At 69.6% G+C, this 22,745-nt stretch carries 22 protein-coding genes; 13 read left to right on the top strand and 9 right to left on the bottom strand.

Features of this window, described 5'->3' with window-relative positions:
• Positions 1-110 precede the first annotated feature (110 nt).
• Entirely contained in the window at positions 111-470 is a 360-nt protein-coding gene (locus WME73_RS06580) for an ArsR/SmtB family transcription factor (protein ID WP_437744630.1), read from the bottom strand.
• Positions 454-972 (bottom strand): SRPBCC family protein, encoded by a 519-nt coding sequence (locus WME73_RS06575; RefSeq protein WP_437915124.1) that lies wholly within the window; start codon positions 970-972, stop codon positions 454-456. The genes WME73_RS06580 and WME73_RS06575 overlap by 17 nt, the downstream gene beginning before the upstream one ends.
• A gap of 218 nt (positions 973-1,190) precedes the next feature.
• Between WME73_RS06575 and WME73_RS06570 the strand changes: the two genes are divergently transcribed.
• From WME73_RS06570 to WME73_RS06560, 3 genes are all read left to right on the top strand, one after another.
• A complete protein-coding gene (locus tag WME73_RS06570) occupies positions 1,191-1,520 on the top strand; it encodes an ArsR/SmtB family transcription factor (protein ID WP_437744628.1) in 330 nt (109 codons plus the stop codon).
• 10 nt (positions 1,521-1,530) lie between these two features.
• Positions 1,531-2,040, top strand: coding sequence for an SRPBCC family protein (locus tag WME73_RS06565; RefSeq protein WP_437744627.1), 510 nt, complete (start codon positions 1,531-1,533; stop codon positions 2,038-2,040).
• A gap of 117 nt (positions 2,041-2,157) precedes the next feature.
• A complete protein-coding gene (locus WME73_RS06560) occupies positions 2,158-2,826 on the top strand; it encodes a glutathione S-transferase family protein (RefSeq protein ID WP_437744626.1) in 669 nt (222 codons plus the stop codon).
• Positions 2,827-2,833: 7 nt separating this feature from the next.
• On the opposite strand, the gene WME73_RS06555 is transcribed toward WME73_RS06560, so the two are convergent.
• Complete coding sequence (locus tag WME73_RS06555; protein WP_437744625.1) at positions 2,834-3,679, bottom strand: ketopantoate reductase family protein; 846 nt, start codon at positions 3,677-3,679, stop codon at positions 2,834-2,836.
• Between the two features lie 96 nt (positions 3,680-3,775).
• On the opposite strand from WME73_RS06555, the gene WME73_RS06550 reads away from it, so the two are divergent.
• From WME73_RS06550 to WME73_RS06535, 4 genes are all read left to right on the top strand, one after another.
• Positions 3,776-4,642, top strand: a complete 867-nt coding sequence (locus WME73_RS06550; RefSeq protein ID WP_437744624.1) for a LysR family transcriptional regulator — start codon at positions 3,776-3,778, stop codon at positions 4,640-4,642.
• A gap of 201 nt (positions 4,643-4,843) precedes the next feature.
• The gene (locus WME73_RS06545; RefSeq protein WP_437915123.1) at positions 4,844-5,509 is read left to right on the top strand and encodes a TetR/AcrR family transcriptional regulator; all 666 of its coding nucleotides are present in this window, start codon (positions 4,844-4,846) and stop codon (positions 5,507-5,509) included.
• Between the two features lie 17 nt (positions 5,510-5,526).
• Positions 5,527-5,823 carry a YciI family protein gene (locus tag WME73_RS06540; protein ID WP_437915122.1) on the top strand — a complete coding sequence of 99 codons (297 nt, stop codon included), beginning with the start codon at positions 5,527-5,529 and terminating at the stop codon, positions 5,821-5,823.
• Entirely contained in the window at positions 5,820-6,434 is a 615-nt protein-coding gene (locus WME73_RS06535; protein ID WP_437915121.1) for a DNA-3-methyladenine glycosylase I, read from the top strand. The genes WME73_RS06540 and WME73_RS06535 overlap by 4 nt, the downstream gene beginning before the upstream one ends.
• Before the next feature lie 37 nt (positions 6,435-6,471).
• Here WME73_RS06535 and WME73_RS06530 read toward each other — a convergent pair whose 3' ends face one another.
• On the bottom strand, positions 6,472-7,899 hold the full coding sequence (locus tag WME73_RS06530; RefSeq protein ID WP_437915120.1) for an MFS transporter: 1,428 nt from the start codon (positions 7,897-7,899) through the stop codon (positions 6,472-6,474).
• Complete coding sequence (locus tag WME73_RS06525) at positions 7,896-8,435, bottom strand: hypothetical protein (RefSeq protein ID WP_437915119.1); 540 nt, start codon at positions 8,433-8,435, stop codon at positions 7,896-7,898. The genes WME73_RS06530 and WME73_RS06525 overlap by 4 nt, the downstream gene beginning before the upstream one ends.
• Before the next feature lie 149 nt (positions 8,436-8,584).
• On the opposite strand from WME73_RS06525, the gene WME73_RS06520 reads away from it, so the two are divergent.
• A complete protein-coding gene (locus WME73_RS06520; RefSeq protein ID WP_437915118.1) occupies positions 8,585-9,544 on the top strand; it encodes a LysR family transcriptional regulator in 960 nt (319 codons plus the stop codon).
• Positions 9,545-9,578: 34 nt separating this feature from the next.
• Here WME73_RS06520 and WME73_RS06515 read toward each other — a convergent pair whose 3' ends face one another.
• Positions 9,579-10,643 (bottom strand): NAD(P)-dependent alcohol dehydrogenase, encoded by a 1,065-nt coding sequence (locus WME73_RS06515; protein ID WP_437917359.1) that lies wholly within the window; start codon positions 10,641-10,643, stop codon positions 9,579-9,581.
• A gap of 207 nt (positions 10,644-10,850) precedes the next feature.
• A complete protein-coding gene (locus WME73_RS06510; protein ID WP_437915117.1) occupies positions 10,851-11,807 on the bottom strand; it encodes a LysR family transcriptional regulator in 957 nt (318 codons plus the stop codon).
• Positions 11,808-12,017: 210 nt separating this feature from the next.
• On the opposite strand from WME73_RS06510, the gene WME73_RS06505 reads away from it, so the two are divergent.
• The 5 genes from WME73_RS06505 to WME73_RS06485 all read left to right on the top strand — a co-directional run bounded on the left by WME73_RS06505 (position 12,018) and on the right by WME73_RS06485 (position 18,582).
• On the top strand, positions 12,018-12,710 hold the full coding sequence (locus tag WME73_RS06505) for an O-methyltransferase (protein ID WP_437915116.1): 693 nt from the start codon (positions 12,018-12,020) through the stop codon (positions 12,708-12,710).
• A gap of 643 nt (positions 12,711-13,353) precedes the next feature.
• The gene (locus WME73_RS06500; RefSeq protein WP_437915115.1) at positions 13,354-14,247 is read left to right on the top strand and encodes a hypothetical protein; all 894 of its coding nucleotides are present in this window, start codon (positions 13,354-13,356) and stop codon (positions 14,245-14,247) included.
• A 388-nt stretch (positions 14,248-14,635) separates the two neighbouring features.
• A complete protein-coding gene (locus WME73_RS06495) occupies positions 14,636-16,084 on the top strand; it encodes a sigma factor-like helix-turn-helix DNA-binding protein (protein ID WP_437915114.1) in 1,449 nt (482 codons plus the stop codon).
• Positions 16,081-17,274, top strand: coding sequence for a hypothetical protein (locus WME73_RS06490; protein WP_437915113.1), 1,194 nt, complete (start codon positions 16,081-16,083; stop codon positions 17,272-17,274). The genes WME73_RS06495 and WME73_RS06490 overlap by 4 nt, the downstream gene beginning before the upstream one ends.
• A 186-nt stretch (positions 17,275-17,460) precedes the next feature.
• The gene (locus WME73_RS06485) at positions 17,461-18,582 is read left to right on the top strand and encodes a hypothetical protein (RefSeq protein ID WP_437915112.1); all 1,122 of its coding nucleotides are present in this window, start codon (positions 17,461-17,463) and stop codon (positions 18,580-18,582) included.
• 202 nt (positions 18,583-18,784) lie between these two features.
• Here the strand turns inward: WME73_RS06485 and WME73_RS06480 are convergent, their stop codons facing one another.
• Positions 18,785-19,630 carry a hypothetical protein gene (locus WME73_RS06480; protein ID WP_437915111.1) on the bottom strand — a complete coding sequence of 282 codons (846 nt, stop codon included), beginning with the start codon at positions 19,628-19,630 and terminating at the stop codon, positions 18,785-18,787.
• Between the two features lie 352 nt (positions 19,631-19,982).
• Positions 19,983-22,745 carry a DEAD/DEAH box helicase gene (locus WME73_RS06475; RefSeq protein ID WP_437915110.1) on the bottom strand — a complete coding sequence of 921 codons (2,763 nt, stop codon included), beginning with the start codon at positions 22,743-22,745 and terminating at the stop codon, positions 19,983-19,985.

Here is a 22,745-nt window from a genome sequence, read left to right as displayed (position 1 = left end):
GAAGCGCCCCGGTGTCGAGGTCGGCTCGGGGGCCACAGCCGGCGTCGGCGCTGCGATTCTGGGCGGCGCTCGACTGCCGCGCCCGAATGCTTGCGCTGCAAGCCGCCCTCTTATGGCGCTTCCCGTTCACGCGTCGACGACGGAGGCTCCTCGACCATCCGACGCAGCCGCTCGAGCGCGCGATCCCAGCCTGCGGAGATGCCGTCGAGGAACACGCGGGCTTCCTCGATCCGCCGCGGCTCGAGCGCGTAGAGGACCTCGCGCCCGCGCCGCTCGTGCGTCACGAGGCCCGCGCCCTCGAGCACCCGGAGGTGCTTCACGATCGCCTGTCGCGTCACCTTCGCTCCGTCGGAGAGCGCGGTCGCCGACAGCGCCCCTCCGGCGCCGAGCCGGGTCACCACCGACAGCCGCGTCCCGTCGCCGAGGGCGAAGAAGACGTCAGCGACCGCCGGTTCACACGTTTTCGACATACTTCGCGATGTTCTCGGCCTGAGCGGCCCATCCCCCCTCGTTCATGCGGAACGCGCGCTCGCGCCGATGCGCTGGCACACGGTCGAAGCCGGACTCCACGATGGTGAGCAGGGTGCCGTCAGCGACCCCCTCGAGGCGGAACTCGACGAGCGTCGTCGGCTCGTTGTCCGGGTCGGCCTCGGCGTCGATGCCATACGGGATCCAGCGAAAGCTGAAGTACCGCTCCGGCTCGACGCGCTCCACCGTGCAGAACACCGCGCCCTTCTCGGGGAGCTTCACCTTCGAAGGCCGGAGACCGCGGCTCTTCTGGTAGTCCATGATGGCGGCTTCGTTGAGCCCCTCGTCGAAGATGCCCGTGAGCGTCTTGCCCGCGGCGAACTCGCCCTCGAGCTCGATCCCGAACCAGCGCCCGAACTCCCGGGCGTCGGCGATCGCCCGCCACACGCGTGACACGGGCGCGCGCAGCGTGACCCGCTTCTCGATCCTGTCCGTCGATGCCATGTGCAACCTCCTGGATGCACAATACCGAGCCGCGCAACGAAGTGCAACCATTTGATTGCACTTCGTCCGCACAGCGCGACCGCGGCGTCCGGCGCCAGCGAGGCGGGCGAGCTCCAGCCTTGCGCCCGACGACGCCTTCAGGGGGTCTTCCACCTCGAGGATCTCGAGGTGGAAGACCGTCGCTTGACTTCCTGGAGCCTATCCACAACCATACGGTTGTGGATTCGCTGAGCACGACCCTGGCCGCCCTGAGCGACGCCACCCGGCGCGCGATCCTCGTGCGGCTCAAGACGGGGCCTGCGTCGGTGCACGAGCTGGCGCAGCCGTTTCAGATCTCGCAACAGGCCATCTCCAAGCACCTGGCAACCCTGGAACGAGCGGGTCTGATCGAGAAGCGGCGCGACGGGCGGCAGCACGTTTGCCAGCTCAATCCCGCGCCGATGCGGGAGGTGGCGAGCTGGGTCGAGCAGTACCGGCAGCACTGGGACGAGGCGTTCGGCCGCCTGGACGACCTCCTGCACGAGCTGCATCCGCCGAAGAAAGGGTGATCACGTCACGATGCAATTCTCTCAAACCCCTCATGAGCCCACGGTCCTCATCGAGCGCACGTTCGATTTTCCGCGCGACGTGGTGTTCGATGCGTGGACGAATCCCGACCTGCTGGCGCGCTGGTTCGCGCCGCGGGGGTGCACCATCCGCTTCGCGCGGATCGACGTCCGACCGGGAGGGGGCTTCCACTCGTGCATCCACAACCCGCAGTTCGGCGATTGCTGGACCATCGGTGTCTACAGCGAGGTCGTGCGGCCGGAGCGGCTCGCGTTCACCATGCGGATCGCTGACGCGAACGGGAATCCCGTCTCCTCCGAGAGCCAGGGGCACGACCGGGACTGGCCCGAGGAGACGCTCGTGTCGATCACCTTCGTCGAGCGAAACGGGCGGACGCTCGTGAGGCTCGAGCAGAACGTGAGCGAGGCGCTCGCTCGCCGGACCGGCGCGCACCCGAGCTGGCTCCAGATGCTGGACGCGCTCGGCGAGGAGCTGGCGAGGGGCGCGCGGAGGCCTGGCTAGGACATCGATCAGGCTGATTTTGTGAGAACTTCGGGCGCTCCGATGGAACGCTCGACGGTCTCGCCGGACGCTTGCAGACACGAACCGCTCGCAGACACGCGAAGCAGCAAGGCCACCATGACGACACCGATCCTCTACGCCCACCCCTTCTCGTCCTACTCCCAGAAGGCCTTCATCGCCTTCTATGAAAAGGACGTCCCTTTCGAGCTGCGCCTGCTGGAGCCTTCCAACCCGCAGGCCGGCGCCGAGCTGGCGGCGCTCTGGCCGCTCGGCAAGTTCCCGGTGCTCCGGGTCGGCGACCTCGCCCTGTGGGAGGCGACCATCGTTGTCGAGTGGCTCGACCAGGCGCATCCGGATCCTGCCCGCCTGATCCCGCGCGATCCGGCCGCCGCGCTCCAGGTGCGGATGTTCGACCGCATCTTCGACAACTACGTCATGAATACGATGCAGGTGATCGTGAACAACCGCATCCGCGAGATGCAGTCCAACCCGCGCGATGAGTACGGGGAGGTTCAGGCCCGCGCCGCCCTGGACAAGGTCTACGCCTGGCTCGACGGCGAGCTCGCCGGCCGCACCTGGGCGACAGGCGACGCCTTTACCCTCGCCGACTGCGCCGCCGCCCCGTCGCTTTTCTACGCCGACTGGGTCCACCCCTTCGACGACCGCCCCAACCTGCGCGCCTACTACCGCCGCCTGCGCGAGCGCCCGTCCGTCGATCGCGCGGTGGAGGGCGGCCGACCCTACCGCCACTATTTCCCGGGCGGCGCGCCGGCCGATCGCGACTAGCTCCAGTCTACGGGCGGATCGCCAGCAGCTCGGCGGCCTCATTCGGCACCGCGGTCGCCATCATGTCGATGAGCATCCGGGGCTCCGCGGCGCCGAGCGCGCCGAGGTTCCGGAGCTCCTGGGTGCGGCTCATGAGCCACAACAAGCCGGTGGTGAGCATGCGCGGCAGACGGCTGAGCAGCGCCACCACGGTGGGCTCGATGGCGTGGCCCAGGCCGCGCACGATGTGAAACCCCTGGGCGAGCGCGGCGGCGTAGCGGCGCGCCTCACGCCATGTGATGCCGGCGTTCCTGTGCGCCACGACGACGCCGATCGACATGAGGGGGATCACCATGGCGGCGTGCGAGCGCAACCATCCATGCATATCGGCGCTGGTCACGGTCGGGATCCCTGCAGCGCCGAACACCTTCGCCCAGGCCGCATTGCCCACGGTGGTGCCGGGCAGGATGCGCCTCCGCAGCTTGCCGTCGATGAGATGCGCGAGCACGCCGCCGGGGAAGCCGAACGAGAAGCGCTCGGCGCCCACCGCGTCCCGCAGTCGATCCAGCGGCTCGAAGGTGTTGAACATGAACATGATGTGTCTCGCGGCGCTCTGTCGCAGCGCGGGTAAGACGCTGTCGACCTGAGGCGCCAGCACCGTCACGAGCACGAGATCGTACGGGACGCTCGGGTCGAGCGTGCCGGCGACGGCCACAGGGGCGCGCGCGCCATCGCTCAGAACAATGGCGCGGTCTTCCCGCAGGCGCTCCAGCCGCGCGCCGCGCGCGACGGCCGTGACCTCGTGGCCGGCTTTAACCAGCTGGTAAGCGAATGTGCTGCCGATGGCTCCTGTACCGAGCACTGCCATTTTCATGGAGACAGCATAACCTGCGCCGCATCACGGGGGTTTTGCGCTGGTACAAATCCGTTTTGCATGGACGAAGATCCGTCGAGGTGGCAGGGTCGTCCCATGGACTGGGACGATTGTCGTGTGCTGCTCGAGGTCCACCGCCGCGGGAGCTTCCTCGCGGCCGGACAGCGCCTCGGCATGTCGGCCTCCACGGTCATGCGGCGCGTCTCGACGCTCGAGCGCGCGCTCGGGCGCTCCGTCGTCCACCGGACGAGCCACGGGGTGCGGCTGGAACGCGAGGCCCTCGCGCTCGTGAACATCGCCGCCGGGTTCGAGCAAGCGCTCGGGGCGCACGATCGTGAACGAGCCGGCACCGTGCGCCTCTCCGTGCCGGAGGGGTTTGGCGCCGTGGCAGCCCAGGCGGCGCGGCGATGCTGGGAGCAGGACCAGACGACCATCGTCGAGGTGTCGGTCGAGTCGCGGCTCGTCGATCTGGCGGAGCGCGAGGCCGACATCGGGCTCCGCGGGGGTCGTTCGGCCTCGAACGTGCTCATCGAGAAGCGCGTCGGCGAGGTCAAGCCGGCTTTGTACGCGAGCGCCGCTTACCTGGCAGCGCATCTGCCCGGACGCCGGGTCACGCGAGATGACTACACAGGCCAGCGCTTCATCGTCGATGAGCGAGTCACCCAGGGACTCGGCCCCTTCCACTGGCTCGTGGAGCGCGGCGCGCGAAATTTCCCGCTTCGTTCGAACGCCGTGGAGACGCGGATCGAGGCAGCGCGGGCAGGCATGGGCATCGTCGTGCACGCGGCCGGCGTCGATGTTCCGGGTCTGGAGCCCGTGGCGCTCGACGCCGCGGGTCCGTCGGTCCCGTTCTACGTCGTGATGCATCGAGAGCTGCGCCAGGTGCCGCGCATGCGCGCGATGGCGAAAGCGTTGAGCGAGCTGTTCGCGGAGTACACGACCGGGGCCGCCGCTCGTGGATGACAGCGGGCCCTCGCGCCGCTCCAGCGTGTCGACCGGCGCGACGGCGGAATGGTGCTGCAGGCGCCGCCGATCCGCGCCCGTGCCCGCTGGCGCCCCGAGTCGTGGCAGCGCGGACGCAGCGACGCTTGACATCCTAGGACAATCGTCCTACTAGATCGACTCTCCGCGGCTGCGACAGCGGCCGTCCGGCGAGGCGACGCTGTGAGCAACCCGACGACGCGCGCTCAGATCGTTCAAGCGGCTGATGGTCTCTTCTATCGACGGGGCTACGAGCACACATCCTTCGCTGATATCGCGGAGGCCGTCGGTATTTCACGCGGCAACTTCTATTACCACTTCAAGACGAAGGACGAGATCCTGGATGCGGTGATCGACGAGCGCCTCGCGAGCACGCGGCAGATGCTCGATCGGTGGGAGATCGAGGGGAACAGCTCCGCGGACCGCATACGTAGCTTCATCGGTATCCTGATCGCGAACCGCGCCAGCATCAAACGATACGGTTGCCCCGTTGGCACCCTGTGCGCTGAGCTCGCAAAGCTGGACCACCCTTCTCGACCGGGAGCCAACCGGCTGTTCACGCTCTTCCGGACGTGGCTGAGTCGGCAGTTCGTCCTGCTCGGCCGGGCGGACGACGCCGATCAGCTCGCGATGCACCTCCTGGCCCGGAGCCAGGGGGTGGCCACGCTGGCGAGCGCCTTCCACGACGAGACCTTCATCGCGCAGGAAGTGGAGCAGATGCACGCGTGGTTGCTGTCGCTGACGACCCGCGCCGCCCCGCCGGGGCCCGACGCTCGGTCAGAGCGGGGGCTCCAGGCAACGCAACGCAAGACGACACGTGGCCGCCCCCGCGGCAGACGTGAGCCGTAACCCCAGGAGCATGCGCCGTGTTTCTTGTCCTTCTCAAGTTCTCCGACAACAAGGGTCAAGCCAGCCTGCACATGGAGCAACACAACGCCTGGATCCGGCGTGGCTTCGACGAAGGAGTGTTCGTGCTGGTCGGGAGCCTGAAGCCCCACGGCGGCGGCGGGATCCTCGCGCATCGGACCACGATGGAGGAGCTCCGCGACAGGGTGAACGGCGATCCGTTCGTCGCCGCGGGCGTCGTCAGCGCCGAGATCCTCGAGATCGCGCCGTCTCGCGTCGACGAGCGGCTCGGGTTCCTGCGAGGCGACGCGCCATGAGCGCCGCGACGATCGTGGGACCCGACGGTCGAGCGCGTTGCCGCTGGTCCGGCGCGGCGCCGGAGTTCATCGACTATCACGATCGCGAGTGGGGGTTTCCTGTCAGCGACGACCGCCGGCTGTTCGAGAAGCTGAGCCTCGAGGGCTTCCAGTCCGGGTTGAGCTGGCGCACCGTCCTCGCCAAGCGTGAGAGCTTCCGCGAGGTGTTCCACGGCTTCGACGTCGACGAGATCGCCCGCTTCACCGGGCGAGACGTCGAGCGGCTCCTCGGAGATGAGCGGATCATCCGCCACCGCGGCAAGATCGAGGCGGTCATCCACAACGCGCGATGCGCCAGAGAGCTCGTCGAGCGTGAGGGCTCGCTGGCGGCGTTCGTCTGGCGCTACGAGCCCGAAGCGGCGCGGCTCGCGCGCCCGCAGACCGTATCGACGTCACCGGAGTCGATCGCCCTCTCGAAGGACCTGAAGAAGCTCGGCTGGAAGTTCGTCGGCCCCACGACGGTGTACGCGTTCATGCAGGCGATGGGGCTGGTGAACGATCACGTCGAGGGCTGCGTCATCCGAGGAGACGTCGAGCGCTCGCGCGAGCGATTCAAGCGTCCCCGACGCTGACGGCTCGTACCCGTCACGGTCGGGGACACCGCGGCTTTCATCTGCCCATCCGCCCACCGTCATGGCTGCGGTGCGAGCCAGCACGCAGCGCGCTGACGATCCCGGCGCTCAGCGTCAGCGCGGCGCCGATACCGAGGCCGATGCGCGGCGCGGCATCTACTGGCATGAGCGTGAAGAGCAAGGTCATGACGACAGCGCCCGCCGTCTGGCCGGCCAGCCGCGCGGTGCCCTGCATGCCGCCCGCGGCGGCGCTCCGCGCGCGCGGGGCCGCGAGGAACATGTTGCGGTTGTTCGGCACCTGGAACAGGCCAAAGCCCGCGCCGCACAGCGCCACGAACGGCACCAGCGAAAGCGCGCTGCCGTGCGCCGGCGACAGCGCGAGCGCAGCGAGCCCCAGCGCGAGACACCCCGCGCCCGTCGCGCACAGCCAGGCCGTCGAGATGCGGTTGGCGAGGCGGCCCGCGACGGGCGCCAGGAGGGCCACGCTCAGCGGCCAGGGCGTGATCAGCAGCCCGGTGCTCAGAGCCTCTTGGCCAAAGCTGTGCCGCAGATAGAAGGGCAGCGCGACCAGCGCCGAGGCCTGTCCCGCGAAGCACGCGACCGAGGCGATCACGGAGACCCGAAACGAACGGCTGCGCAGCAGGTCGAGCGGCACCAGGGGCGCCTCCTTCGGCAGCTCGCGGCGGAGCAACAGCGTCGCGCTCAGGACGGCCGCGGCGAGCAAGCCGGCCCCGAGCGCCGGCGCCGCCGGCAGCAGCTCCGCGCCTGCGATCAGCGCGCCGAAGGCCGCCGCGTTCAGCGCCATGCTTGTCGCGTCCAGCGCCCGCGCCGTGCCGGGGACCTCGGGGAGGCCGCGCGAGGCGAGCAGCACCGCCACGCCGAGCGGAAGATTGACGGCGAACAGCCAGGGCCAGCTTGCGCTCGAGAGCAGCACGGCGCCGACCGTGGGCGCCGCGGCCGAGGACAGCGCCACGGCGAGCGCGTTCCAGCCGATGGCGGCTGCCAGCTGCGCCTGCGGAACCACGAAGCGCAGCAGCGCCACCCCGAGCGCCATCACGGCGGCGCCCCCGAGCCCCTGCAAAAAGCGCGCGGCGACCAGCCAGTGGAGCGATGGCGCCAGCGCACACAGCGCCGACGCGCCCGTGAACAGCCCGACGCCTGCCGTGAACACGGCGCGATAGCCCAGGCTCTCGCCCAGCGCGGCGCACGGCAACAGAGCCATCACCAGCCCGAGCTGGTAGGCGCTGACGACGCGCACCGACGCGGCGGGCGTCACCTGGAACGCATGCGCCAGCGCAGGCAGCGCCACGTTGGCGATGCCCGCGGAGAGCACCACCAGCACCATGGCCGCGAGCACGCACGCAATCGCCTCCGCGCGCGCCGGGCCCTGCACACCGGAAGCCGCCTGCTCGGGCGCCTCGCTCGGCAGGGGCGCGCCCGCGATCGAGGTGCGCAGCGCCATCATGGTCCCACCGTCCAGACGCCGTTGCGCTCGACATAGCGGGTCACGCGCCGCGCGACCTGATCTTCCTGTCGGAGATCGCGCTCGGTGAAGCGGAACAGCAGCGCCGGGCCGGCGACGCAGCGCGTGTCGTGGATGTCTCCCGGCAAGAACAGCTGCGCCTGTCCGGCGCGCAACAGCGTCTCGTCACGCTTGACCAGCTGGACGCCGGCTCCGGTCTCGACGCGAGCGTAGGTCGACATCGCGATCTCTCCGCGCTGCAGGGCGTAGATCACCCAGCCGCGGCCGTGGTCATGCGGCGGGCGGTAGAGCCCGGCCTGCTCGGTGTGGGCCTGCAGCACGAAGCCGTGCTTCGCATCCCGGTAGAGCTCCCTGGACGCGGGCGCCTCCTCGTGCAGCGCCGCGAGCCAGGGCTCCGCGGCGTGCGCGTTCGCCAGCTGTTCCAGGTGGCTGCGACAGCTGGCGACAAGGTCGCTGCTGAGCGGTCCCCAGCTGGCGCGGGTGCGATGGATGAACAGTTCAAGGGCGTTCTCGGTCATGCGTGGCCTCCGGCTCGGCTCGAATCGAGGTGATCCGACCTTCGACGTCGAAACTAGAGCGCCGGCACGGATTGCGGAACGCGCAACGATTGCAACAACTATGTGCGTCTGACGCCATGGTTCGCCCCGACCTCTGCTAGCCTGGTGGCATGTCGCTGCCTGACCTGAACCTGCTCGTGACGCTCGACGTGCTGCTCACGGAAGGCAGCGTCACCGGTGCGGCCCGACGCCTGAGCCTGAGCCCGTCGGCGATGAGCCGGGCGCTCGCGCGCCTGCGGGAGACCCTGGGCGACCCCCTGCTGGTGCGCGCTGGACGCGGCCTTGTGCCGACTCCACGCGCGCTCGAGCTGCGCGAGCGCGTGAGCCACCTGGTGCAGGGCGCCGAGGCCGTCCTGCGCCCGGCCGAGAAGCTCGACCTGAAGCGCCTGGCGCGCACCTTCACGCTGCGCACCAGCGAGGGCTTCGTCGAGAGCTTCGGTCCAGCCCTGATCGAGCGCACCGGCGCCGAGGCGCCAGGCGTCCGGCTGCGCTTCGTGGCCAAGCCCGACAAGGACAGCGCGCCGCTGCGCACGGGCGCTGTCGACCTCGAGACGGGCGTCGTCGACGAAGACACCAGCCCCGAGCTGCGCACCCAGGCGCTGTTCCGCGACCGCTTCATCGGCGTCGTGCGCAGCGACCACCCCCTCGGCCGCGCGAAGATCACGCCCGCGCGCTACGCCGCCGGACGCCACGTCGTGTTCTCGCGGCGCGGCGTGGCCAAGGGGCGCATCGACGAGAGCCTGGCCGCGCTCGGTCTGGCGCGCGAGGTGGTGACCATCGTCGGCGGGTTCGCCACGGCGATCGCCCTGGCGCGCGCGACCGACCTGATCGCCACCGTTCCGGATCACCACACCAGGAGCCTGCGCGACGGCCTGTTCAGCTTCGCGCTGCCCTTCGCCGCGCCGGAGATCACCGTCTCGTTGCTGTGGCACCCGAGGCTGGACGCGGACCCCGCTCACCGGTGGTTGCGCGACAGCGTGCGGGAGGTCGTGGCAGGCGGGGAAGAGACGGCGGCGCGAAACGGGCGTGCTGGGCAGCGCCGCGAGCCACGGAAGAGGCGAAGGGGCTAGTGACGCCTCTCAGTTCTGACGAGGACTGATGGCCTTACTTCTGTGGCCCGACGGCCAAGCTGGCGGTGTCGATGACGAAGCGATACTTGACGTCGCTCTTGAGCATCCGCTCGTACGCCTGTTCGATCCGCTGGATCGGAATCACCTCGATGTCGGCGACGATCCCCTTCTCCGCGCAGAAATCGAGCATCTCCTGCGTCTCGGCGATGCCGCCGATCGTCGACCCGGCGATCGTCCTGCGCTTGAGCACGAGGTTGAACACGGCGGGCGACGGATGGGCGTCCTTCGGCACGCCCACGAGCACCAGGGCGCCGTCCCGCCTGAGCAGCCTCGTGAAGGCGTCAAGGTCATGGCTCACCGCGACCGTGTTCAAGATCATGTCGAAGCTCTCGGCGTGAGCGTCCATCTCGTTCGCGTTGCGCGACACCACGACCTCGTCCGCGCCGAGGGCCTTGGCGTCTTGCCGCTTCGACTCTGACGTCGTGAACGCGACGGTGTGCGCGCCCATCGCGTGGGCGAGCTTGACGCCCATGTGGCCGAGCCCGCCGATGCCCACCACGCCGATCTTCTTGCCGGGCCCGGCGTTCCAGTGCCGAAGCGGCGAATAGGTCGTGATGCCGGCGCAGAGCAGCGGGGCCACGGCCGCCAGCTGTTCCTCGCGATGACTGATCTTCACCACGTGCTTGTCGTTGACGACGATCCGCTGGGAGTAGCCGCCCAGCGTGTGCCCGGGGGCGTCCGGGGTCGGAGAGTTGTAGGTGAGCGTCATGCCCCTCTCGCAGTACTGCTCGAGGTGCTCGGTGCAGGACGCGCAGCGGCCGCAGCTGTCGACGATGCAACCGACGCCGACCAGCTCGCCCTTCTTGAAGCGAGATACCTGGGCCCCCACAGCGGACACCCGCCCCACGATCTCGTGCCCAGGAACGCACGGATAGAGCGTGCCCGCCCATTCACCTCGGACGGTGTGCAAGTCCGAGTGGCAGACGCCGCAGTAGGCGATGTCGATCTGCACATCGTGGTCGCCTGGGGCGCGACGAAAGATGTCGAGCGCTTCCAGCGGCTTGTCGGCGGCATGGGCACCAAAGGCTTTCACGGTCATCTTGAACTCCTGGAAGAGCCTGAGCTCCTGGAAGAGGGAGGGTAGGCCCGCCTCGCTCGTCGGCTGCCGGGCCACGTGCAGCACTATCATGCGCTCGGCGTCGACGGTGAACCAGAGCGCCGAACGGGAAGAAATCCGAACAAATACGCTAATTTAGCAGGCAGCGCACCGCGCGACCCCCTCCTCGAAGCGTTCGGCCCGTTGTTTCTAGCCGCGTCGCCGTCGCCGCCGGCGCTCGCTCTCCTGTCTGCGCGGTCCCATCTCCCGATCGCGAAGCGCGGCGCCGAATTCACGTACCAGGTCGACGAGCGGCCGGAGCAGGACAGACTGCGCGTCGGGCCGCCACATCGCGATGTTGCGCATCTCCAGACCGAGATCGCTGACCGGCTTCCAGATCGCGGTGCCGACCGCGAGGAAGGGCGCCGCGGGTTCCGCGCCGAAGGTCAATCCGAAGCCGCTCGCCACGAGCGTCAACAGGGCTTCTCCGTCGAGGATCTCCGAAGCCACGTTCAGGGTCACGCCGCGCGCGCGAACGGCGGCGATGATGTCGTCATACAAACGAGGGTTGCTCTTCCGCGGATCCATGAGCATGGGCTCGTTCGCCAGGTCCTTGACTTTGATCATGGATTCGGTCGCCAGAGGGTGCTGCTCCGGCACGATGATCCCCAGGCGATGCCGGGCAAGCACGACGCTCTGGAGCGAGGAGTCATCCGGGACGTAGTTCCCATAGCCGAGCGAGATCTGCCCCGCTCGCAAGGCGTCCCACTGCTGCGCGCTGCTCATGGGCACGAGCTCCACGTTCACTCGTGGCGCCTGCTCCCGAAACCGCGTGAGGATCGTCGACAACGGCCCTACATACGCAGAGCCGCTCTCGAAGCCGATCGTGACCGTCCCGATCTGGCCTTCGGCCGTCTCCCGCGCCTCTTTCGCCGCAGCGTCCACGTCGGAGAGGATCGTCTTCGCTCTGTCCAGGAGCAGCCGCCCGGCGGGCGTGAGCTTCACGCCGCGCCCCGATGGCTCGAAGAGCTCCGCGCCGATCTCCTCCTCGAGCTGCTGCATCTGACGACTCAACGGCGACTGCGACACGTGCAGCTTCTCTGCCGCGCGCCTGAAGTTCTCCTCCTCGGCGATGGCGATGAAGTAGCGCAGGTGACGGAGTTCCATCGGTTTGGTCCTCGATCCCAGGGCTGGCTGGAGCCCCCATCGATGCTCAGCAGGTCTCAAATCGAGCTCAATATCGTCCTGGACGACTCGGTTGTCAAACGTTACCAATCACGCAGGGTCATGAAGGTCGCAAGGAATCGCCTGGTCACCCAGTCAACGACCAAGCGCCGCGCGCATGGCCGTTCATTCAGAAGGAAAGGGATTATAGATATGAATTCGATCAGCGACGGCCAGGTCGCAGAGGTCCTCGAGCGTCTTCATCGGGAAGCGGAGGCGGCCGACGCGCCGCTGGCCGCCAGCGCAGCGAGCGAGGCGGCCACCAGGGAAGAGACGATCACCCAGCTCCTCAAGGACGAAGCCGACGATCTGAAAGGCACGTATCGCGGGTTCGCGGAGAATTTCCTCAATGTCTCCCCGGATCTTGGGCGTTTCCTCTACATGTGTGCCCGCGCATGCAAGGCCAAGTGCATCGTGGAGTTCGGCTCCTCGATGGGGATCTCCACGATCTATCTGGCGACCGCGCTGCGCGATATGGGCGGCGGCCGCTTGATCGGGACCGACCTTGTGCCCAGCAAGGTCGAGCGGGCGCGGGCGAACGTCGCCGCCGCCGGGCTGTCCGGTCTCGTCGAGCTCCGGGTCGGTGATGCTCGAGAGACCCTCAAGTCGGGTGTCGGCGGTGATATCGACATGGTGTTGCTCGACGGCGCCTTCACCCTTTATCTGGACGTTCTCAAGCTGCTCGAGCCGCATCTGAAGCCTGGCGCGATCATCATCGGCGAGAACGCGTTCGAGCAGGCCTCGGGCTATATCGACTACGTGCGCGACCCGCAGAACGGTTACCTCTCCCAGCCGCTCCCGTTCGACGCGGGACGCGGCAACGAGCTCACGATCAAGACGAGCTGAGCACCCTGGCCGAGGCACGTTGCAGGGTCATGGGGGCCACCCGGGTTCCCTCGTAGGATCCACGACGCTCACGAGCAGGAAGGTCCACCCCGCCCCCGGGCGACCCTCGTGGTCACCTTGACGAGGGGGGGCGAGGCGAGCCGAGTGGAGCGAGGGGGCAGCGGCGCGGCCCCGGGCTCGACGTCCTCGCCGGGGCCGCAGCGGTCATCGCCGCTTGTTGCGTGGATGGGTGGCCACCCGTTCCGGGACACCCAGGCGCCATCGGAGCGCAGCGACGGGATCCCTCGTCCGGGGCTCCGGTCCCACATCAGAGCGGCGGGACGCTTGGAGGATCAACCCTTCGAGTGCCGCGCCGTACGAGACGCCGGCGCGAGCGATGGCGAGGTCCTGGAACAGCCGCGGCACCCACACGCGCAGAGCGCGGTAGCCGCGGCGGCGGGCGCAGTGAAGCATCAGCGCTGGCACGGCGGCGCGCTCTCCATGCCGCTCATCGCGGGTTTGCTGCGGACAAGGTCTCCTTCTGAAGTTCGGGGCGCGTGGCATCGGGTCGAATTGCCGCTTTGCCGAAGAAACGGCTACTCGGCGCGCACCGTCCGCGTCGATTGCTGCCGAACCGGAAGCGCTCTCGCCGTAGAATGCGCCGGTGAGCAACGTGCCCAGCGCCGCCGACGAGGTCGAGCGGTACCTCCGCACCGGCGAGACCGACCCATACCACGCGGCGTGGCCCGGCGAGTTCATGGAGCGTGCGAACCACGCCCACGAGGAGCTCCGAGACGCGCTCGTTCGCGAGGTGCGGCGGCGGGCCGAAGGACTCTCGCACGAATCCCTGCCGCACGCCGACGCCGTCGCCATCACGCGCGGCAAGGTCGAGCCCATGGTGCGGGGGCTGTTCCCGCGGATCGAGCAGGACGCAGTGCTCGCGACGCTCGAGAAGTCGGTCGTGTTCGTCACGAGCGAGAACATCGAGCCGCTCTTGCTGAAGCATGGATACGACAGCTCGGCGTGGACGCTCGCCAACCTGTACCTCGCGAGCCTCGGCGCGGATCTGCTCGGCGAGGACGCGCCGTGCCTCGTTGGCTTGAGCGAGGGGACGACCTGCTATGTCTCGGTCGAGTACTTCGCGGACGACGATCCGTTCGCCGACTTCATCGTTCACGAGGTGGCGCACATCTTCCACAACTGCAAGCGCGCGACCGTCGGTCTTCGCGAGACGCGGACGAAGGAGTGGCTCCTCGACATCGAGTACCGCAAGCGCGAGACGTTCGCGTACTCGTGCGAGGCCTACGCGTGCATCCTCGCGCGCGCCAAGGGCCCAGCCGAGCGCCGCGCGCTCGCCGCGGAGTATGGTGCGACGGCGCGGCTCTCCGAAGAGCGGGTGGACCCGAGCGAGGTCGCAGACATCGTCGCGGAGGCGGCGAGCGCACGGAACGGCTGGAAGCGCATCCTCGCGCGGTGCGCTCCGACGAGCCGTCCGCGGTCGGCTATCCAGATGCTACGAGCATCGTGGGCCGCTGAGGATGCCGCCCGGCGTCGGTGATCGAGTCGGGTCCGGTATCCATGCATTTCGGCCCGTCGGCCCGGCACGCCTTCTACGTCATCGTCCCCGCACCGCCGTCAACTTTACGGGGAACCAGCACACGCACGCGCTATCGTGACATCACGACGTTCGAGGCGCAGGGCGCCGACATCGAACTCCCGGAAGATCGGAGGGTCGGGCAGGTTCGCCACGCGGCGCACAGCAGATGGACGCCCCGGTCTGCTGGAGGACCTGCTCCCCTCCCATCGGGCGTCCCACCCGGTCGAGGGGTCGCCCCTCGTCCGAGCTGGGATCGCACCGGGTCGAAGGGGGGCCGCATCGGGTCGGAGGGGGCCTCGGCCCGGACCGATTCTGTGACGGCTGCGAGAAACGCCCCGTAATTCTGAGCATGAGCCCTTCTCGTCCTCCGGCCGACCCGGTCCAGCACGGCGCCTGGACATCCATGCACACAACCGCCGTTCATGTCCTCCCTGGGATGCTCCGGTTCCTCGGCGTCGCCGAGGACGACCTCGACGACCTGTGCCAGGACGTCCTGCTGGGCGCCTACCGCAGCTTCCCCCGGTACGACCCCATGCGCTCCAGCAGCGCGCGCGCCGCGGCCCTGGTGGCCTCGCCAGACACCGTGGGATACGCCGCAGCGCCCGCGCAGGCCGCCGTCGTCGCCGCAGACAGCGCACCGGGTGACACGCCTCCCCGGCCGCACAGCACACCCACGGGCATGCCCGATCCAGCGCGACCGGAGCGCCTCGGCGAGCACTGGAGGGCGGAGGCGTCGTGGCTCTTCGGGATCGCCTGGCGGCAGGTCCGCCATCATCTGGAGCGCGCCTACCGGCGCCGCGAGGTGCCGGTAGGGCTCGCGGACGCCGCCTGCTTCCAGGAGGCAGACATCGCGGCGAGCAGCGAGCATCACATCGCCGTGCAGGAGCGGCTCGCGCTCGCGATCCGTCTCCTGTCGGAGGTCGCGCCCGAGCGCCGCGCCGTCCTCCTCCTGGCCGACGCGTACGATGTCCCGATGCGCGAGATCGCGCGCGCCCTTTCGCTCAACGAGCACACCGCCGCGAGCCGGCTGCGCCTCGCGCGCCGGGACTACCGCGCCGCCGAGAAGCGGCTGCGCCCCGAAGAGAGACGGGCGCTCCGGTCCAGCGTCCTCGTGCTCCCGCTGTTCTCCGCGACCTCGTTGCGTTCGCTCCGCGAGACGATCCTGCCCGCGAGCGACCCGGCCGCACCGAGCGCCGGAGCGCGGGTCGATGGGACACGGTGGCGAGCACGCCTCGCGCGGCTCGCGCGCGCGACCCCCCGGGCCCTTCGCCCGGCGCTCGGGTGGGGTGCGGCAGGCGTCGCCGGCGGCGTGCTCCTGGCCGCCTGGCTCGCTCGAGCACCGGTGGACTGGGCGCGCCACCTCGGCCCGGGTGCGATACCCCTCCTCGTCGCGCGGAGCACACATCCGGCCCCGACGCCGGAGCCGCGACCCCGGAGCGTTCTCGGTGAAGCGCCGCGCGCCGACGACGCCACGCGCCCTGACGACACCCAGGGCCCCCGAGCGCCCGCGGCACGGACGACCGATGGGCCAGGACAGCGCAAGCCGGCCGGATCGAGGCACGCCCCGGCGCCCCCAGACCAAAGCCAGGATCGGCTCGACGAGGAGCTCGCGCTGCTCGATGCGGCCAGACAAGCGCTGTTGCACGGCGAGCGAGCCGCCGCCCTGGAGCAGATTGATGCGCATGCTCAGCGGTTTCCTCACGGCCGGCTGACGTTGCTGCGCGAGCGGCTGCGGTCGAGCGCAGGAGCGCTGCCGGTCACCACGACCGGCGGCACGGCGGGGCACGATCGGCCGTGAGCGCAGAGCCGCCGCGACGCGCGCGCCCCCCGTCGAACGGCCGGCGATGGGGAAAGCAGGCATGGCGCGCAACGCTCGCCTCGCTGGTCGCGGTCGCCATCGCGCAGCTCGCGGCCACGCCGGTCCGGGCCGATCGCGGACCGCGCCGGGCCCGCGTGCGGCTCGATCTCACGCGCGGTCCGGGCACAGAGCACTGCCCCGACGAGCAGTTCCTGCGCGCGGAGATCGCCCGGCGCATGAGCTTCGACCCCTTCGATGCGGAGGCTCCGCTCACGATGGCGGTGTCGATAGTACAAGAGCAGGGCGAGCTCATTGCGTCGATGTACCTTCGCGATCGCGGCGGCAGGTTGCGCTGGACCGACGGCTACAGGACCCGCGGCGACTGCAAGACGCTGGTTTCAATGGTGGCCCTGTCCATCGCCGTGCAGCTCGACGACCCGGGCGAGCGCCCGCCGCCGCAGGCAACGCCGGCCCCGCAGGAAGAGCCCGCGACGCCGGCCGAGGCGCCATGCTCCCCCGAGCGCCCGTGCGCGGGGCAGCCGGCGCTGCCGCCGAGCGAGGCGCCACCCGCGCGCCGGCCGGGCAAGGCGGCGCCGGCGCGCCGGCCGGGCAAGGCGCAGCCCGCGCGCGAGCTGCCATCCGTGCGGTCACCGCCCCCGAGCAGCACGGGGCAAGCTTCGGCAGAGCGCTTCCGGTGGAGCGTTGGAGCCGGCGCCACGATGGCGCTGGGGCTGACGCCCGGCGTTGCGGTTGGACCGACGTTGGCGGTCACGGGACGCTGGCCGGCATGGTCGGTCGCGCTGGAAGCCCGCGGGCTCTCGTCACTGTCGACAAACGTAGATAGCGTGCGCGTGACGGCATCGGCGCTCACCGTGAACGCTGCCTTGTGCCTTCACCGGCATTTTCTCTTCGCGTGCGGCGTCGGAGAGCTCGGCGTGCTCCGTGCGGTGCCCGAGGTTCCAATCACCCCGGAATCCCTGCTGGGTCTTCGTGCCGGAATCGGTGCGCGAGCGGGCGTCACGTGGCCGTTTTCAGAGAGCCTCTCTGGGTACGGGTATACCGAGGCCGTTCAGCGCCTGGTCGACTGGTCACTCCTCCGCCGCGGAGACATCGCCGAATCAGAACGCGCGACCTGGAGCGCTCCCGCGCTCGGTGTGGCGTTCGGGATGGGTCTACAATTGAACCTGTGACGGGGATCCGGCGGCAAGGACATCTGCCGTACCCGAAGATGAGAAAGCATGAGAAAATTTCCTCAATCCGCCGAATGCTCAAACCTTACGAGGCTCGCAGGGCGATACCCGCCTTGCGCCGAAGGCCATCGTTCGAGTAGGGTTCCACGCATGCGCGTGTCATGCGTTGCCCTTACAGGAGCGCTGTTGAGCGTTGGGTGCACCCAAGAGCCAGGTATCCTCTATGGCCCATGTACGGACGAAGAGCGCGCCCACTATCCTGAGTGGTGCGAGAAATACGGCGGTCAAGGCGGCGACGGCGGTCAGGGCGGCGACGGCGGTCAGGGCGGCGACGGCGGTCAGGGCGGCGACGGCGGTCAAGGCGGCGACGGCGGTCAGGGCGGCGCTGGCGGCGAGGAGCACAGCGCGCTGTGCTCCGGCCAGTGCGTCTCCCCCGCCCCGCTCGGCTGGTCCGGCCCGGCGCTCCTCTGGTTCGGCCCGCCGGAGGCCGCCCCCGAATGCCCCGTTGACGCACCGACGATCGGGTACGAGGGCTTCGCTGATCTCCAGCAGGTGCCGAAGGCGTGCCCGACCTGCGCATGCGACCCGACCGAGGTCTCGTGCGCGCTCCCCACTGCGTGGGCCGCATCGTCGTCCTCGTGCGCCGGCGACGAGCCCGACGCCGTCGCGACGCCGTTCGCCGCGCCCGACGCATGGGACGGCGCCTGCACCGCCGATGCCGCGATCCCCGCCGATCAGGACTGCAACGGCGAGCCCTGCGTGCAGTCGCTGACGATCGCGGCGCCCTCGATGACGGCCGGCGCGTGTACGCCGCGCATCGAAGTCCCGCAGCCCATCCCCCAGAACGCGCTCTGGTGGGCGACGCGCGCGAGGGCCTGCGTCGCCGGGGCGCACACCGCGTGCGCCGACGCGACCACGTGCGCGCCGGCAGCGCCGCCCGGGTTCCTGACCTGCGTCTACCACGAGGGCGAAGCCGAGTGTCCGAAGGGCTACGCCCAGAGGCATGTCTTCTATAAAGACGTGCTCGACGGCCGCGACTGCACTCCATGCAGCTGCGGCGAGCCGACCGGCGCCTCGTGCACGATCATGGCGTCCGTGTACCGCGACGCGGCATGCACGGACCTGGTCGCATCGACCCTCGTCGACTCCAGCGTTCCGTTCTGCGGGGTGACACCGCCCGGCGTCGGCCTGGGCAGCAAGTCGGCCGCGGTCGTGGCGGTGGAGTCGGGCGCGTGCGCGCCGCAGGGCGGCGAGCCCGTCGGCGAGCTCCAGCCGGCCGAGCCGTCCACGTTCTGCTGCATCGCCTGAGCTCGCCGGAGCCGCCGCCGCCCGGCGGAGCCGCGGCCCGGCGCAACGACCGGCTACCGGCGCCCCCAAACCGGCGGCGTCGTCTCAGATGGCTGCGAACGGCGATGGGCGATGGTGGATGGGGGCGAACGCGCCGCGGAGCGCAGTTTCCGCGCGGACGGCGAACCGGCTGGGATGACGGCGGCCGAGCGCCGGCCGATACCTAGGAGGTCGCGGGCGCGGGGGTCGCGGGCGCGGGCGCCGCCGCCGGCTTGCCGTTGGCCTGGCCGGACTCGGTGCCCTTGCGGGCCTTCTCGCGCCGCGCCGCCGCGCGCCGGCGCCGCTCGTAGGCGCTCGTCACCTCTCGGGCGATCTCGGGGTGGCGCCGGAAGACGTGGGCCGCGGTCTTCCGGATGGCGCCGACGCGCCCGACCATGAGGTGCAGGAGCTGGTTGCGGATCGTGGTCGCGGCGGCCGAGGCGCCGGCCTCGGGGGCCGCTTCCAGCGCCCGCCGTTGCAGATCCTCCGCGAGCTTCCTGGCCTCGGCGATGAGGCGCACGTCGAACGCCTCGTCCGCCTCGACCAGGCGGTCCTTGAGCGACTCCGCGAGCCCCGCGTAATCGCGGAGCGCCTGGGAGAGGGCGCTCGAGCGCTGGCCGTCCTGCGCGTGGAACTCCTTGATGCGCGCGAGCTGCGCGTCGGCGGGCTCGTCGACGTCGTCGTCGAGCAGGAACTCGAGCGCCGACTCGAGCTCATCGACGACGAACCGGGCGCGCTCGCCGAGATCGGCCACGGCCGGATCGACGATGAGGAGCAGCCGCGTCTGCGCCTCCTGCACCGCGTGCACGATGGAGAGCAGCTCCTCGCCGCTCGATGCGGGCAGGCGGCTCTTGACCCGCTTGAGGCCCGGGCGATCGCCGTCGGGCTCCCAGTACTTCTTCACGAACGCCGCGGCGGCAACCGCCTCGCGCACGGCGATGTCGTAAGGAATGTTCAGCGGGTTGTCGGTCCGCTCCGACCCGGCGGCGACCTTGACCCAGCGATCGAAGTCCTGTCCTTGCTTTGCCATGATGATTGCCTGACCCCTCCTCCTGCGACCCGCGCCCCTCGGGGCACGACGCAAAGCGGCAAGGATGAGCTCGGTCGTGGGGACGTCCAGCGCGGAGCAGGATCTGGACACGGGTGGGGGGAGCCGGGAGGCGAGGCGACGGGGTGGGATGTCCAGATGGGCAGGGAGCGTGTCCAGATGGCCGGGGGGGATGTCCAGATGAGCCCACCCCCTGTCCAGATGGCCGGGGGGACGTCCAGATGAGCCCTCCCCCTGTCCAGATGGGCGGGAGGGATGTCCAGGCGTTCCCCCACCGTCCTCGCGTTCACGGGGAGCCAGTACAGCGGGGCGCTCGGGCGCCTGTCGCTCGCCATCAGCGATTCCCCCTATTCCCCTCGGCGTCCGACGTGACGCCCAGCTCGTTGAATCGCTCGTACAGCGCGAGGAGTACCTCAGCGTCGAGCGCGGCATACTTCAACTGGTCGACGTCGAGCGGGCGGCGGCTCCAGTTGGAGGTCTGCGAGGTCTTGTCGAGGACGATGCCCAGCTCGCGCTCGCACACCACCGCGAGGCTGTGGCCGCCGAGGGCATCGGTGCCGCGCGCACGACGGGATGCCTCCAGTGTGTCGAAGACACCATCGAGTGCGATGCCGATTCTGGCCAGGACACGGCGCTCGAAGCGGGCGTTGTGGATCACCTTCACCGGCACCGAGCCGCTAAGGATATCAACAATCGGCTTCAGGTCGCCGACGGCCAGCGGGTCAATGAGGAAGGTCCGGTTTCGCGTCGCGATCTGCACGAGGCAGAGCGTGCTGAAGTCGAGCGCGGTCTCGACGTCGAGGCCTACAATGTCGGCGGCGCGTAGGTCTTGGCTGACCGCCCGCAGCGCCGCCGGGGTGTCCACCCACTGGACATCGTTCTTCAGCGCGGCGGCAGCGCCAGGGGCGACACGCACCGCGAGCTCGAGCGGCAGCGGGCCAGTCGCTTCGATGTCCGCGAGACGCATGCCGCTCGGGCGAGCAGCGAGGCGCGATCCATTCACCTTCACCGTGGCGAGGAAGCGAAGGGCGCCAGGCTGGTCCAGGAGCCGCTCGGAGCGCAACCGATCCTCGGCCTCCTCGGGGAGGCACGGCTGGAACTTACTGAGCATCCCGCGCGCCATCTCGCGGGCCGCACCTGCGGCGACGCGCTCCCAGTTCAAGTCGGCCAGGGAACGAATCGCGTCCCCCGCCGCCGTGAACGGAATGTCCTTGCAGCGAAGCGAGAGATTCCCCGCGACCCACTTCTTGCCAGTCTTCTGCTCCAGACCCGCCGCGAGGAGCCGGTTCACCGCGCCTCCGGCGAACGTGTGCCACTGCACGCCATCGGGATGGTCCTCGAGGGGCGCCGTGCCTTCCTCAAGCAGGCCGTCGTAGCTCTCGCGCATCGACGCCAGCTCTGTGGAAGCGACGCGGCTGAGCCACGCGCCTTCATGACGCTCGTGGCGCAGCACGTCCATCATGGCTTGGCAGAGCGCGTTCGAGAGAACTCCTGGAAGCCCAAGCCAGCTCGGCACGCGCCCGTGCGCGGCAGGTCGAACGTGGAGGACGCCTTTGCCGAAGTCGACCTGCCCGACCTCCCACGCACGCCCCGAAAGCCGGAAGCAGAGCGGCCCCTTGTTCCGATCATGCATTGTGACGAAGAGCGCCTGGATGTAGCCGACGTCCTCCTTGCCGTGTTGCACGCGCAGGACGGGCGGCGCGGTGAATACGGCATAGAGCTCGAAGAAATTCTTCCGGCCGTAGAGCTTCTCACCGCGTTTTCCGAGCGACATGAGTCCATCGGCCTCGTAGAGGATCTCGCGCTCGAGCATCGTGTCGACGAGCTCGTGCACGCGCTCGGGGCGGATCGACGAGAACGGATAGGCCGCCTCGACCCACGGCATCAGCTTGTATCGGGAGATGCCGCCTTCCTGGAGGATGAGCGCCATCACCTGGTGCGCGAGCACGTGCATCGCGTGGGTGGCGGGCCGCACGTCCTCGACCCAGCCCTCCTCTGCGAGGCGCAAGAGCGCCACCGACTGGAGCAGCGACTCGGGGCTCAGGCAGAAGAATGTGCAGTTGGCACGCGTGTCCGCCCGGCGCCCGGTGCGGCCGAGGCGCTGGAGGAACGAGGCGACCGAAGCCGGCGCGTCGACCTGGATGACCTGATCGAGGTCGCCGACGTCGATGCCGAGCTCCATGGTCGAGGTGCAGACGATGGCGGTGTTCCGGCCCTTGGCGAACTGCTCCTCGGCGAGCGTGCGGTCGGCGCGGCTCACGGAGCTGTGGTGGATGAAGACCTCGACGCCCGTACCCGCGAGCGCGTGCGCGACCTTCTCGGCCTTCGAGCGGCTCTCGACGAAGACGAGGCTCTTCTTGCCGCGCGCGATCTGCCCGATGGCGCTCGCGGCCTCGCCGATGTCGGCGCAGAGATCGACGCGCAGGTCACGCGCGGCCTTCGCCTTCGGCGGGTCGACGAGGCGGAACGGGCGCTTGCTCGACCCCTGCAGCCACTCGCCGATGACGCGCGGATTGCCGACCGTCGCCGAGAGGCCAACACGCTGGACGTCGCGGCCCGTGAGCGCGACGAGGCGTTCAAGCAGGCTCGCGAGGTGCGCTCCACGATCGTCAGCGGCGAAGGCGTGGACCTCATCGATGATGACCACAGAGAGCCCCTCGAAGAGCGCCTTTGCGTCCGTGCGCTCGGAGATCATCATGACCTCGAGCGACTCGGGCGTGGTCATCAGGATGTGCCCGGGCGACTGCCGGAACTTCTGCTTCTTCGAGTCGGCGACGTCGCCGTGCCACTTGAAGACCTCGAGCCCCACCATCCGCGCATAGGACTGGAGCCGCTCCTCCTGGTTGTTGAGGAGCGCGCGGATCGGGCACACGTAGAGCGCGGAGACGGGCCTCAGGTCCTCCGTGAGGATGCGGGAGAGCACCGGGAAGATGGACGCCTCGGTCTTCCCACCCGCCGTCGGAGCGAGCACCACCGCGTTGCAGCCGTCGAGGATCGCGTCGATCGTCAGCTCTTGGACAGGGCGAAGAGACCGCCACCCAAGGTCGTGGATGATCGCGTGCTGCAGGTGCGGATGAAGGCGTGGAAGGCCTGCCAT

It is taken from the genome of Sorangium sp. So ce302 (assembly GCF_051530145.1).
GTDB classification, from domain to species: Bacteria; Myxococcota_A; Polyangia; order Polyangiales; family Polyangiaceae; genus Sorangium; species Sorangium cellulosum_B.
The sequence above is the reverse complement of the archived record's forward strand: the minus strand, read 5'-3'. Positions and strand labels throughout refer to the sequence as shown.